Here is a 13,241-nt window from a genome sequence, read left to right on the forward strand (position 1 = left end):
GGTTACTCCTTGGAATGGGCGCGCTGCGCGCGCGTGGAATGAAGCGCCAGCGCCGCGTCCACATATGCGTGCGCCTGGCCGACGTATTGAGCGGGGTCGAGCAGCGCTTGCAGGCGCTCGGCCGAAAGATGGGCGGTGACGTCCGCGTCGGCGGACAGCACCTCGTACAGCGTCTTGCCGTCGCGGATCGCCGCCTTCGAGGCGCGCTCGACCAGATGGTGCGCGTCGAGCCGGCCGATCGAATCGCCGAGCGCGAGCATGACCGCTTCGCCGAGAATCAGGCCGTGCGTGACGTCGAGATTCGCAGCGAGACGCGTCACGTTCACATTCAGGCCGGCGGCGATCTGCTCGATATTCGCGAGCGCGCCGCCCGCGAGGCGCGCGAGGTCCGGCAGCGCGTCCCATTCGGCCTGCCAGCCGCCGAGCGCGCGTTCGTGCTCCTGCACCATGCCCGCGAACACGGTCGAGACGAGTCCCGGCGCGCGCGTCGCGGCGGTCAGCACGGCCGCGCAGCCGACCGGGTTGCGCTTGTGCGGCATGGTCGACGAACCGCCCTTGCCGGCCGCGGCCGGTTCTGCAAGCTCGTCGATTTCGGTCTGCATCTGTAGCGAGATATCGCGTGCGATCTTGCCGAGCGTGCCGATCAGCATGCCGAACAGCGCTGCCGTTTCGGCGATGCGATCGCGCTGCGTATGCCACGGCAAGGTCGGTACGGCAAGGCCGAGTTCCTTCGCGAGCGCTTGCGTAACCTGCGGCGCCGCCTCGCGCAGACTCGCGAGCGTGCCGGCCGCGCCGCCGAATTGCAGCACGAGCACGCGCTCGCGCAATGCATCGAGCCGCTCGCGATGACGCAGCAGCGCGTCGAGCCATTGCGCGAACTTGAGGCCGAGCGTGATCGGCAGCGCCTGTTGCAGCCATGTGCGGCCGATCATCGGCGTCGCGCGATGGGTGGCCGCGAGTGTCGCGACCGCGTCGCAGGTGGCTTGCAAACCGCTGTCGAGCAGATCGAACGTGTCGCGCAGTTGCAGCACCGTCGCCGTATCGATAATGTCCTGGCTCGTCGCGCCCCAGTGCACGTATTTGCCGGCTTCGGCATCGGCGGCCTTGACGCGCGCGGTCAGTTGCTTGACGAGCGGAATCGCGAGATTGCCGCCGAGCGCGGCATCGCGCGCGAGCGCGTCGGCGTCGAGCTGGTCGGCCTGGCAGGCCGCCTCGATCGCGGGCACGGCGGTGTGGGGAATGACATGATGGGCGGCCGAAGCGCGCGCGAGCGCGGCTTCGACGTCGAGCATCCGTTGCAGCGTGGCACGCGGCGCCCAGATGTCGTTCATCGGCTGCGTGCCGCAAAGAAGGCCAGTCAGACGGGCGCTGGAGTCGAGCATGGTGACGTCGGGTTCGAGGGAATCGGGGATGAAGAATGAGCGTGGCGCGCAACGGCTCAACGTTGACGCGAGCCGGCGCGCTTGCCGCAGTTGCAATCTCCGGCTGCGCACGTCATGTCGTGCTTCGCGCTCACGCTCACGCTCGCCCGGCGCAGGGCCGCATCAGGTGGCCTGACACGCCGGTTCGCACGATTGCGCGTCGCCGTGTATTTTGCGCCAAACGCGGCGGGCATGGCGCCGAAATTGCCGGGCCGGCGCCAACGAAGAGTTTGCTCCATCGGCGCCGGCCCTGTCGCACCACTCAGCCAGCCATCAGGCCGCGCGCGCGGACTGCGTGCCGTCGGTCATCGGCACGCCGGTCAGCTTCACCAGCTCGTCGAAGCCGATATCCGAGAAGATCTCGCGCACCACGAGGCCTTCCTTCGCCACGTCGATCATCGCGAGGTCCGTATAGATACGGGTCACGCAGCCGACACCGGTAACCGGGTACGAGCACTCGGCGGCGATCTTGCTTTCGCCCTGCTTGGTCAGGTGCTCCATCATCACGTAGACCTGCTTCGCGCCGATCGCGAGGTCCATCGCGCCGCCGACAGCCGGAATCGCGTCGGGTGCGCCGGTGTGCCAGTTCGCGAGGTCGCCCTTCGCCGACACCTGGAACGCGCCGAGCACGCAGAAGTCGAGATGGCCGCCGCGCATCATCGCGAACGAATCGGCGTGGTGGAAATAGGCGCCGCCCGTCAGCAGCGTAACGTGCTGCTTGCCGGCGTTGATCAGTTCGTCGTCTTCCTCGCCCTTCGCCGGTGCCGGGCCCATGCCGAGCAGACCGTTTTCGCTGTGCAGGAAGATTTCCTTGTCGGTGGCGAGGTGGTTCGCCACCAGCGTCGGCACGCCGATGCCGAGGTTCACGTAAGCGCCTTCAGGAATATCCTGGGCAACGCGCTTGGCCATTTCATCGCGGGTCAGTTTCTTCATGTCGGTCTCCGAATCAGGCAGCAGCGTCGTGAGGATTGGGCGTCGGGGCATGCACCGCTTGCGGCACTTCGATCACGCGTTGCACGAAAATGCCCGGCGTGACGATTTCTTCCGGGTCGAGGCCGCCGAGCGGCACGACCTGCGAGACCTGCACGATCGCGGTTTTCGCCGCGCTCGCCATGATCGGGCCGAAGTTGCGCGCCGTCTTGCGGTAGATCAGGTTGCCCCAGCGGTCGCCCTTGTACGCCTTGATCAGCGCGAAGTCCGCATGCAGCGGCGCTTCGAGCACATAGTGGCGGCCGTCGATCAGGCGCGTTTCCTTGCCTTCGGCGAGCTTGGTGCCGTACGCGGTCGGCGTGAAAAAGCCGCCGATGCCGGCGCCCGCCGCGCGGATGCGCTCGGCGAGATTGCCTTGCGGCACGAGTTCGAGTTCGATTTCGCCGGAGCGATAGAGCGCATCGAACACATACGAATCGCTCTGGCGCGGGAACGAGCAGACGATCTTGCGCACGCGCTTGGTCTTCAGCAGCGCGGCGAGGCCGATGTCGCCGTTACCGGCGTTGTTGTTGACGATGGTCAGGTCGCGCGCGCCTTGCTCGATAAGCGCGTCGATCAGCTCCGACGGCATCCCTGCCGTGCCGAAGCCGCCGATCATGACGGTCGCGCCGTCGTGGACATCGGCGACCGCCGACTGCAGTGACTCGAAAATCTTGTTGATCATGTCGAATTTCCTTTGGGGGCACTACGTGCCGCCGAGCGTACCGCCGTAACCGGCAAGGCTCGCGCGGAACAGTCTCCGGGCATGCTGGCGACGGCTCGCGACGTTGGGAGCGGGCTGGCGCCTTCGGTTCGTTCACCGTCGATTTGTTCGTTGTATGAACAGTGATTCGTTTAGCGAACGATTCGGCGATTATGGTTGCCCTTGGGCCGCATTGTCAAGGCAGGGAAATCCCCTTCATCATAGGTCGCGGCACGTGACAACGCGCGCTTCGCGGCGCGCGAAAAAACCGCCAACGGCTATTCCCAGTATGCTTACGGGAGATTTTTCAACTACCCTTTATAGCGATACGGAATAGGCACAAACGAGCCGCACCCGTGCCCGCCCGACCGCCCGCCCGCCCCGCAAGCCGATAACGAGCCGAGCATGTCCGAGACACCGCTGGATCTGAACCTGATCCCCTACCTCGTCGCGATGGAAGACACGCGCAACGTGAGCCGCGCCGCCGAGCAGCTCGGCGTGAGCCAGCCGCGCGTCAGCACCGCGCTCGGCCGGCTGCGCGAATACTTCGACGATCCGCTCTTCGTGCGCACCTCCAAAGGCATGGAGCCGACGCCGCGCGCGCTCGCGATCCTGCCCGCCGCGCGCGACGCGCTCCTGCGCATCGAGAAAGGCATGCTCGACGTGCAGGACTTCGAGCCGGCCACCAGCACCCATACGTTTTCGATCGCGCTGTCCGACGTCGGCGAAATCGTGTTTCTGCCGCGGCTTCTGCAACTGTTCGCCGAGCGCGCGCCGTGCGCGAATCTGCGCTCGGTCACGCTGTCGCCGTCGCAGGTGGAGCGCGGGCTCGAATCGGGCGACGTCGATCTCGCGGTCGGCTATTTCCCGGACCTCGCGGGCAATAACTTTTTCCAGCAGCGGCTTTTCACGCACCGCTTCATCTGCCTGATGCGCAGCGGCCATCCGCTCGCGAAGGCGCCGCTCACGCTCCAGCAGTACGTGGCCTCGGGCCACGCGGTCGTGCGCTCCGAGGGACGCAGCCAGGAAGTGCTCGAACAGTATCTGGCGAAAAAGCGCATCAACCGCCGCGCGGTGCTCGAAACGCCGCACTTCATGAGCCTGCCGTTTATCCTCGCGCGCACCGACCTGCTCGCGACGGTGCCGCACGCGATCGGCTTCGCCTATGTCTCGGAGCATGCGTCGATCATGCTGGTCGAACCGCCGCTACCGTTGCCGCGCTTCGATCTGCGGCAGCACTGGCATCGCAAGTTTCATAACGATCCGCGCGGCACATGGCTGCGTGGCGTGGTCTCCGAGCTCTTCAACGACGCGATGGACGAATGGCCGAAGTAAGCGTGCCGCTTCGCACGCGGGCGCGCGGCAATCGACGCGGTTCCCTCGCGCGCCCTGACCGCCGCCGGGAACTTCGACACCTTTGCGCGCAAACATGGAACAATGGCCGCAGTGACTGACCCCGCGCGCCACGCGCAGCGTCGCCGCGCGATCCAGGAGGAACGACGCATGACCAGCAGCAAGGCAAAAAAGACCAAAACCGCAGCGGCCGAGCCCCGCCCGAGCCGCGAAGAAGCTGAAGCCGCCGTGCGCGTGCTGTTGCGCTGGGCCGGCGACGATCCGCGCCGCGAAGGGCTGCTCGACACGCCCGCGCGCGTGGTCCGCTCGTACGAGGAGTTCTTCGCGGGCTACCAGACCGATCCGCGCGAAATCCTCGCCCGCACCTTCTCCGAAGTGGACGGCTACGACGAAATGATCGTGCTGAAGGACATCCGCTTCGAAAGCTATTGCGAGCACCATATGGTGCCGATCATCGGCCGCGCGCACGTCGCCTATCTGCCGCAGCATCGCGTGGTGGGCATCTCGAAGCTCGCGCGGCTCGTCGATGCATTCGCGAAGCGTCTGCAGATCCAGGAAAAGATGACCGTGCAGATCGCCGATACGCTGAACGACGTGCTGCAACCGGCCGGCGTCGGCGTGATTCTCGAAGCCGCGCACCAGTGCATGTCGACGCGCGGCGTGCATAAGGCCGGCGTCACGATGGTCACCTCGCGCATGCTCGGCACGTTCCGCACCGATCCGTCGACGCGCCGCGAGTTTCTGTCGATCGTCGGCAGCCCCGGCGGAATGGCGGTGCCGAATACGTGAGCGGGATCAGGGCTCGAGACTTCTTCCGAACGCCCGAGCCTTGCCTTGCGGGCCGTCGCGGCCCCTGACGCTGGACACCGAAGCTGGCCGCTGAAGCCGGTCAAGTGAAGCCGGCCAGGGCCAGCCGCCCCGGCAGCATCGGCCCAACCGCAGGAACAGGAGCGCCTCAATTGGTAGAGCTTCCGTCGTCGGCGATTTCCACCTGGGGCGGCGCAATCGTATTCGCCAATGTCTTGCTGACGCGCCTCGGCATGCCGATTCCCGCGGTCCCGGTGCTGCTGTTCGCGGGCTCGGCGATCGCCGCCGGCACGTTGTCGTTCTGGCCGGTGCTCGGCGCGGCCGTGCTCGGCGCAGTGCTCGGCGACGGCGCCTGGTTCGCCGCGGGCCGTCTCTATGGCCGCAAGCTGCTGGCGGCGCTCGGCCGTCTGTCGCCGGCCGTCGATACGCGGCTCGAGATGGCGCGCTCGCTCTTCGAGCACTATGGCGTGCCGCTCGTGTCGATCTCGAAGTTCGTACCGGGGCTCGGCCTCATCACCCCGCCGCTGATGGGCACGACCGCCGTCGATGCCCGTATCTACGCGCTCTGGGATGTCATGAGCGCGCTCGGCTGGGCGACGTTCTGGCTGCTGGGCGGCGCGGCGGTCCAAAGAGAGCTGCATATGCTGCGCGCATTCGTCGAATCGCGCGGCGGCACGCTCGCCGATCTCCTGCTCGCCGCGGCGCTCGCGTATCTGCTGTATCGCCTGTATGCGCGCGACCGTGGGCGGCGGCTCGCGCGCGCAGCCTCGCTGCAAGCCTCGGTGCAGTCATCCATGCAACCCGCGCGGCCCGCGCCGAAAATCGCGCGCGGCTGGCGCCGCATGGCGCCGTCGCAAGTCTTCGATGCCCGGCCCGGCGCGCCGCTGCTCGACTCGACGCACGGCATCCCCGGCGCGCTCGCGCTCGATCCGCATTCGCCCGAGCAGCTCGACGGCGCGCTGCGTACGCACGACATGGTGATCTACTGCATCTGCCCGGACAGCGCGACCGCGCTCGACGTCTCGCAACGGATGCGCAGCAACGGCTATACGCGGATTCGAGCGCTACGCGGCGGGCTCGACGCATGGCAGCGGCGCGGCTTTCCGGTCGGCTTGCCGGCGCATAAGGAGGGACAGATTGCGGCGGCCACGAAGATGCCGCGCTCGCGCGGCGACACGCAGGATGCGATCACGCTGCGCGGTTTCGCGCCACGCAGCGCGCCGCGTGTAAGCCGCGTCAGGGCAAGTTGAAGCGGAGTCAGGCGGGGGTAAAGCAAGGTCAGGCGGGCTCAAGCAGGCTCACACAGGCTCAAGCGGATTGAAGCGGCTTCAAGCGCATCGAGGCGCACCGCGCCGCACGGCGGCAATCGCGAAGCCACGCCGCACGGCCACGACGACGCAAGCGCCGCACCGGCGCCGCTTCAGCCCCGCATGCGCTTTGCTTTGCGCCACATGCCTTGCCGCACAAAGCACCGATACCTACGTCCCCTGCGTCGCCGCGCACTCGTCCCATTGCGCCGATCTCGTGCGATTGCGTCCCTGCTCCTTGGCGATATACAACTGCTGATCGGCGGTAGCCAGCAATTCGAGCGCGCTGCCGCCATGCGCGGGCATCGCGCTCGCGCAACCGACGCTCACCGTCACTGCAAGCGGCGTATCGTGCCCGCGCTCGATCGCCAGGCTTGCCACCTTGCGGCGAATCTGCTCGGCAACCTCGAAGGCGCCCTGCGCCGTCGTGTCCGGCAGCAGCACCACGAACTCCTCGCCGCCATAGCGCGCGACCAGATCGGCCGGGCGCCGCGCAACCGACGAGATGCAACGGGCCACCGCGATCAGCGTTTCGTCGCCGCTCGCATGACCATAGGTATCGTTGAAGCGCTTGAAGTGATCGATATCGACAAACAGCACCGACAACGGCTGCTGCTCGCGCCGCGCGCGTCCCCATTCTTCGTCGAGCCGTTTGTCGAGCACGCGGCGATTGCTGAGCCGCGTCAGCGGATCGGTCGCGGCAAGCCGCACCAGCGCGGCCTGCGCGCGCTGCTTGTCGCGCAATGCAAACGCCAGCAGCCACGACACGAAAACGAAGACGCCGCCGAATACGAACGTCAGCGCAACGGCAATCTCGGTGCGGTGCCGCCACGGTTCGAGCACGTCGTCGACGGCAGGCGCCACCACCGCGATCAGCGGCGTGCCCGGTACATGCGCGTAGCTATAGATGCGGCGCACGCCGTCGACGGCCGCGACCGACAGATAGGTCCCGGCATCGTGCGTCGCCATCGTCTGAAAGGAGAGCGACTTCGCGATGCTCGCGCCGATATCGCGCGCGACAAACGGCTTGCGCGCAAGCAGCGTGCCGTCGCTCATCGCGATAAACACCGAGCCCTGTTTGCCGGGATCGACGCGATCGATCAGATGCTGGAAATACTCGATGCGAATCGCGATCAGCGCGATACCGGCAAAGCCGCCCTGCTCGTCGTTGATGCGCCGCGTCAGCGCAATCGACAGTTTGTTGTCGCGCAGCCGCGAGCGGTAAGGATGCGAGAAAAACAGGCCGGCCGCCGGATTGCGCTGCTGCGCCTGAAAATAATCGCGGTCGTCGAGACGAACCGCGGGGTGGGCGTCGTCGTATTGCGCGACCATGACTGCGCCATTGGCGCCGATCAGATAGGCGCCGCCGAGATAGGGCGCGGTGGTCGCGCGCTCGAACAGCAGCGAGCGCCGCACCTTGACGGGCAATGCCGAGATAACCGGATTGCGCGCGCCGTCCACCATCGATTGCAGCGACAGGTCGTAGATTTCGACGTTGCGCGCGAGATCGGCGGAAATGATCGAGACGAGATTGCGCGAGGTCTGCCGCGCATGATCGAGCGTTTCGGTGCGGCCCGCGTCGAGCGTCAATAGCGTCAGCACCGCCATGAGCGTGGCGACCAGCGTGCCCGCCACGCCGGCGAGCCATGGCCGGTTGCCGAGGTAGCGCGTCATGGCGGCCCTGCCGAGATGAAACATCGTATGCAACCGCCACAGCAGCGTCCGCCATGCCACGCTCATCAACTCTCCTTTCGCGGACGATCCCGCCGCGGCGTCGTTGCGCTGCGGCCTACACCCCGGTCATGCTTCGAATCTGGCAGGCCCGCGCGGCGTCGGCGAGCCGAACTGCGTCGCACTGCATCGCACTGCGTAAGCGCGTGCGATCAGCGCAGCAATCCGGCCACCGCGCGCAAATGGCGCTTGCGCTCCTTATCGAGCCACTGCAGCGCGCCGTCGAAATCGCCGGCGCCGGCCAGCAATGCGGCATTGTCGCGCAACAGCGCCTCGCTTGCGACCGTGTCGTTCAGCTCGCCGAAGCATTTCTGGATGCGCTTTAAACGCTTGAGCGTGCGCTTCTGGCCGCCCTTCAGAACCGGCCCGAAAAACTCGAACAGATAGCGCAGTTTCTTGCCCGCTTTCCTGACGTCGTGAAAAGCCGCGTAATCGGAGCGCTTTGCGCGGCTTGCGCGTTTGACGCGCTTTTTCATCGACCGCTTCGATGCGCTGACGCGCTTGAACGCAAATTGACGCAGCGCAATACGCGGTGCGTGCGCGGTATTCAGTTCCGCCGTCGTGCGCGTGAATGCATCGCGCAGCAGATGCTTGACGTCCGCATTCAGAAGCGTTTGGCGGCTAACCGCAAGCGTTTCGCCGCGTGCTTCCTCGAGTTTGGGTATCAGTTCCCTCGCGCTGCGGTTCCGCGCGAGCAATTCGATCAGGATGTCCCAGTCGCGCGTCTTGCCGGCCGCGCTCGCGAGAAACTGATAGACCGCGCGCTGGCGTGCATTCTCGCCCTCGTCGAGCAACGGCGCGAAGGCCCACCACAATGAGCGCAAGCGCCGCAACGATACGCGCAGCTCGTGCAGCGCTTCGGGCGACGGGTCCTGATGCACCGCCTCGGCAAGTTCGATCGCCTCGCCGATCAGCGGCCTGGCATAGGATGCAAATGCCTGCTGCGCCGAAGCGTCCTGCGCCAGTTGGCTGGTTGTCCCGCTGTCTTGCTTCATCGACACTCCCCCGCAACACGACGTTACTTCGAGGGTAGCAAAAAGGGGACTCAGCGGGTATGCAACCCATTCGATACCCTCGATACGCATAAAAACGCCCGCAAATATTTCCCACGCGCATCCATACCCGTACACTCTTCCTTGCAGCACGATGGCGCCGCGTGTCGCGAGCGTCTATCTTGATCTATACGCGGGCGGCGCAATCGTCGAGCCGCGCAGCACGCCATCATCACCGCGCACCACGAGCCGCAAGCCACGAGGGTTGCGCTCCACACGCGGGCTTCTCCGGTCAACGCAGCACCAGCACGTCGTAACGGGCCGCCGGCCCGGTTCGCTTCGGACATCCGTGCGCTTGCGTCCGCCATGCGGGAAAACCCCTTTTCTGGAGCGGCGCACCGCCACGTAGCGACTGCCACGCCTTCGTTAAGCAGACCCTGTAGTGCCGTCACGCAATTGTCATTATTACGACATGTAAAGAAAGCAGCATCGGAAACTCTGCGACTCACTTTTTGGGGCTCATGTCATGCCGGAACTCTCGTATCCGCAACCAGGCGCTGCTAGCGGCAAAGGGCGCAATTTCGGCCTGTTTATCTTTCTCGCCCTGCTCGGCGCCGGCGTCATCTATTGCGCCGTCAATCTGCTCGACGATCTGCAACCCGTTCGCGAAAGCTCGTTCCTGCCGTATCTGCTGCTCGCTATCGCACTGCTGATCGCGCTCGGCTTCGAGTTCGTCAACGGCTTTCACGATACGGCGAACGCGGTCGCCACCGTGATCTATACCCACTCGCTGACACCGAACCTCGCGGTCGTCTGGTCCGGCGCGTGGAATTTTCTCGGCGTGCTGACGTCGAGCGGCGCGGTCGCGTTCGGCATCCTGCAACTGCTGCCGGTCGAATTGATCCTGCAGGTCGGCAGCAGCGCGGGCTTTGCGATGGTGTTCGCACTGCTGATCGCCGCGATCATCTGGAATCTCGGCACCTGGTATTTCGGGTTGCCGTCATCGAGCTCGCATACGCTGATCGGCTCGATCATCGGCGTGGGCCTGATGAATCAGATGATGCACGGTGCGAGCGGCACGAGCGGCGTCGACTGGAACCAGGCGCTCGGCGTCGGCAAGTCGCTGCTGTTTTCGCCGATCGTGGGCTTTCTGCTCGCCGGCCTGCTGCTACTGATCCTGAAAGCGGCCGTGCGCGTGCCGGCGCTCTATGCCGAGCCGAAGGGCAAGGAGCCGCCGCCGTTCTGGATTCGCTGTCTGCTGATTCTGACCTGCACGGGCGTGTCGTTCGCACACGGCTCGAACGACGGCCAGAAAGGCATGGGCCTCATCATGCTGATCCTGATCGGCACGGTGCCGACCGCCTATGCGCTAAACAAGGCGGTCACCGCCGAGCAGACGCAGAACTTCGTCGCCGTCGCGCAGCAAACCGCGACGACGCTCGCGAACTATACGCAGGGCGCGGCGCCCTCCGCGAATCCGCGTGCCGATGTCGAAGAGTTCGTACGCACACGCCATCTGACGCCGGCCACGCTGCCCGCGCTGCAACAGCTGACCGCGCAGATCGGCAGCCAGGTCGGCTCATCGGGCTCGATGGCCGCGGTGCCGCAAGGTATCGTCGATAACGTGCGCAACAATATGTATGTCACGTCCGAAGCGATCCGCCTGATGCAGAAGGCCAACCAGCCGCAGTTCGCGCCGGAGCATGCGAAGGTGATCGGCAACTTCAGAACGCAGATCGATCACGCCACCAAGTTCATTCCGACATGGGTCAAGGTGGCGGTCGCGATCGCGCTGGGGCTCGGCACGATGGTTGGCTGGAAGCGCATCGTCGTGACGGTCGGCGAAAAGATCGGCAAGCAGCATCTGACCTATGGCCAGGGCGCGGCGGCCGAAGTCGTGGCAATGGTGACGATCGGCGCCGCCGACGTATACGGCCTGCCGGTTTCGACGACCCATGTGCTCTCGTCCGGCGTGGCCGGCGCGATGGCGGCCAATGGCTCGGGTCTGCAATGGAGCACGGTGCGCAGCCTGATCCTCGCATGGGTGCTGACGCTGCCCGCTTCGATCGCGCTCGCCGCGGGTCTGTACTGGCTGTTCCGGACGGTGTTCTAAGCTTGAGTGTCCAGGCCGGCGGTTGATGTAACCGCCGGCCTCGCCAATAAAAAAACGCGGTACGTAGAAAACGTACCGCGCTTTTTTTGCCCTGCTATTTGATACCGCCAATCTGATACCGCCAATCGCGCCTCAATACACCTCGGGCACGATCATCGTCTGCGGCACCGGCTGACGGCTATAGTCTTCGTGATAGACGCGCGACGGCAAATCGATCTGCGCATGCTCGATCTCGTGATACGGCACCTGGCTCAGCAGATGCTGAATACAGTTCAGGCGCGCGCGCTTCTTGTCGACGGCCTGCACGACCCACCACGGCGCCTCGGGAATATGCGAGCGTTGCAGCATTACTTCCTTGGCCTGCGTATACGCTTCCCAGCGACGCCGGCTTTCCAGGTCCATCGGACTCAGCTTCCATTGCTTGAGCGGATCGTGAATACGGTTCTGGAAGCGGATTTCCTGCTCTTCGTCGGTAATCGAAAACCAGTACTTGATAATCTGCACGCCGCTGCGCACAAGCATCTTTTCGAACTCCGGCACCGAGCGGAAAAATTCTTCGTACTCGTCATCGGTGCAGAAATTCATCACGCGCTCGACACCCGCGCGGTTGTACCAGCTACGGTCGAACAGCACCATCTCGCCGCCCGCGGGCAGATGCGAGACATAGCGCTGGAAATACCATTGCGTGCGCTCGCGGTTATTCGGCGCGGGCAGCGCAGCGACGCGGCAGACGCGCGGATTAAGCCGCTGCGTAATGCGCTTGATCGCACCGCCCTTGCCGGCCGCGTCGCGCCCCTCGAAGATCACGACGACCCGATGGCCGGTCTGCACGATCCAGTCCTGTAGCTTGACCAGTTCGCCCTGCAGGCGGAATAGCTCGCGGAAGTACTGCTTGCGCGCCTCGCGATGCTCGGGCGTAAAGCTGTCCGGGCCGTCGATAATGCGGTCATCGACTTCCATTTCGAGCTCTTCGTCATAGGCATCGATGAGGTCCTCTTCGAAACGGCGTTGCCGCTCCGCCATGACTTCGGCTTCGGATCTCGGGTCAAGCTCTTTCATTGCGGCTCTCCTCGCAACAGAAATGGATTGGCGCGCAGCGGCAAGCGCGGCGCGGACGCAGTTGCTCGATTATCGGAGTAGAAGGTGTCATCCTTGTTACCGCATCGTAAGATTGCCGATGCATCGGTGCGACTCATGATAGCGAGGATAGCGAGTTTTGCGCGGTTCCCGGCGGCAAATTCGGCCGCCGATCCGATAGCCGGATCAGCGGCTGGATGGAGTCGCCAGCCTAATCGCAAACGCCGCCACTAGCCTAGCGGCCGGGCGAAACTCAGTTCGTGGCCATCCGGATCGGTGAGATGAAAATAGCGCTCGCCCCAAGGCGCGTCGGATGGCGCGAACGATGGCTGCAATCCCGCCGCGAGTACTTTGCGATAGAGCGCGTCGACATCCGATACATAGATAATCACGCGCCCCCACCAGTTGACCGGCGCGCGAGCATCGGCAATCAGATTCAGATAGATTCCGCCGAATGCGAACGATGTAAACGTCTCCTGCGGGCCGCCGAATTTAAGCGGAAAACCGAGCGCTTCGTAGAACGGCACGGCGCGCCGCATATCGCCGGTAGCCAGCGTAATCGCACTCAGCGATTCGATCCGCGGTTCGGAAGAAGCGGTTTGCGACGATAACGAGGAAGCAGTTGCGGGCATAAAGCGTCTCCTTTTTATCGATAAAGCGCAGCGGCATAGGCATGGAGACCACACTATCGATATCGGTCCAGCACGCCCCACTTAACCTCGAATCAACCTCGAATTCGCGAGCCCGCACCCAACCGCCGGCATGCGG

The 13,241-nt window shown here is 64.9% G+C and carries 11 protein-coding genes; 4 read left to right on the forward strand and 7 right to left on the reverse strand.

What is annotated here, in order from left to right; all coding sequences use genetic code 11:
- Positions 1-2: 2 nt before the first annotated feature.
- The 3 genes from G3N58_RS01100 to G3N58_RS01110 all read right to left on the reverse strand — a co-directional run bounded on the left by G3N58_RS01100 (position 3) and on the right by G3N58_RS01110 (position 3,075).
- A complete protein-coding gene (locus tag G3N58_RS01100) occupies positions 3-1,382 on the reverse strand; it encodes a 3-carboxy-cis,cis-muconate cycloisomerase (protein ID WP_167044638.1) in 1,380 nt (459 codons plus the stop codon).
- Positions 1,383-1,694: 312 nt separating this feature from the next.
- A complete protein-coding gene (locus G3N58_RS01105) occupies positions 1,695-2,354 on the reverse strand; it encodes a 3-oxoacid CoA-transferase subunit B (protein WP_167044641.1) in 660 nt (219 codons plus the stop codon).
- 13 nt (positions 2,355-2,367) lie between these two features.
- On the reverse strand, positions 2,368-3,075 hold the full coding sequence (locus G3N58_RS01110) for a 3-oxoacid CoA-transferase subunit A (protein WP_167044644.1): 708 nt from the start codon (positions 3,073-3,075) through the stop codon (positions 2,368-2,370).
- A 423-nt stretch (positions 3,076-3,498) separates the two neighbouring features.
- Between G3N58_RS01110 and G3N58_RS01115 the strand changes: the two genes are divergently transcribed.
- The 3 genes from G3N58_RS01115 to G3N58_RS01125 all read left to right on the forward strand — a co-directional run bounded on the left by G3N58_RS01115 (position 3,499) and on the right by G3N58_RS01125 (position 6,503).
- Positions 3,499-4,428 (forward strand): LysR family transcriptional regulator, encoded by a 930-nt coding sequence (locus tag G3N58_RS01115; protein WP_205998288.1) that lies wholly within the window; start codon positions 3,499-3,501, stop codon positions 4,426-4,428.
- Positions 4,429-4,596: 168 nt separating this feature from the next.
- The gene (gene folE, locus G3N58_RS01120; RefSeq protein WP_167044651.1) at positions 4,597-5,235 is read left to right on the forward strand and encodes a GTP cyclohydrolase I FolE; all 639 of its coding nucleotides are present in this window, start codon (positions 4,597-4,599) and stop codon (positions 5,233-5,235) included.
- 170 nt (positions 5,236-5,405) lie between these two features.
- Positions 5,406-6,503, forward strand: a complete 1,098-nt coding sequence (locus G3N58_RS01125) for a VTT domain-containing protein (protein WP_205998289.1) — start codon at positions 5,406-5,408, stop codon at positions 6,501-6,503.
- 228 nt (positions 6,504-6,731) lie between these two features.
- On the opposite strand, the gene G3N58_RS01130 is transcribed toward G3N58_RS01125, so the two are convergent.
- Both G3N58_RS01130 and G3N58_RS01135 read right to left on the reverse strand, forming a co-directional pair.
- Positions 6,732-8,300 (reverse strand): GGDEF domain-containing protein, encoded by a 1,569-nt coding sequence (locus tag G3N58_RS01130; protein ID WP_241016211.1) that lies wholly within the window; start codon positions 8,298-8,300, stop codon positions 6,732-6,734.
- A gap of 143 nt (positions 8,301-8,443) precedes the next feature.
- Entirely contained in the window at positions 8,444-9,286 is an 843-nt protein-coding gene (locus G3N58_RS01135) for a CHAD domain-containing protein (protein WP_205988346.1), read from the reverse strand.
- A 523-nt stretch (positions 9,287-9,809) separates the two neighbouring features.
- Here G3N58_RS01135 and G3N58_RS01140 point away from each other — a divergent pair.
- Positions 9,810-11,396: an inorganic phosphate transporter gene (locus G3N58_RS01140; RefSeq protein WP_205998290.1), complete on the forward strand. Its 1,587-nt coding sequence runs from the start codon at positions 9,810-9,812 to the stop codon at positions 11,394-11,396.
- Positions 11,397-11,528: 132 nt separating this feature from the next.
- Here the strand turns inward: G3N58_RS01140 and ppk2 are convergent, their stop codons facing one another.
- Both ppk2 and G3N58_RS01150 read right to left on the reverse strand, forming a co-directional pair.
- Positions 11,529-12,455, reverse strand: a complete 927-nt coding sequence (gene ppk2 / locus G3N58_RS01145) for a polyphosphate kinase 2 (RefSeq protein ID WP_167281943.1) — start codon at positions 12,453-12,455, stop codon at positions 11,529-11,531.
- Positions 12,456-12,703: 248 nt separating this feature from the next.
- Complete coding sequence (locus G3N58_RS01150) at positions 12,704-13,105, reverse strand: VOC family protein (protein ID WP_205998291.1); 402 nt, start codon at positions 13,103-13,105, stop codon at positions 12,704-12,706.
- Positions 13,106-13,241 lie beyond the last annotated feature (136 nt).

The sequence above is a fragment of the Paraburkholderia sp. Ac-20342 genome, assembly GCF_017104985.1.
In the GTDB taxonomy this organism is placed as follows: domain Bacteria; phylum Pseudomonadota; class Gammaproteobacteria; order Burkholderiales; family Burkholderiaceae; genus Paraburkholderia.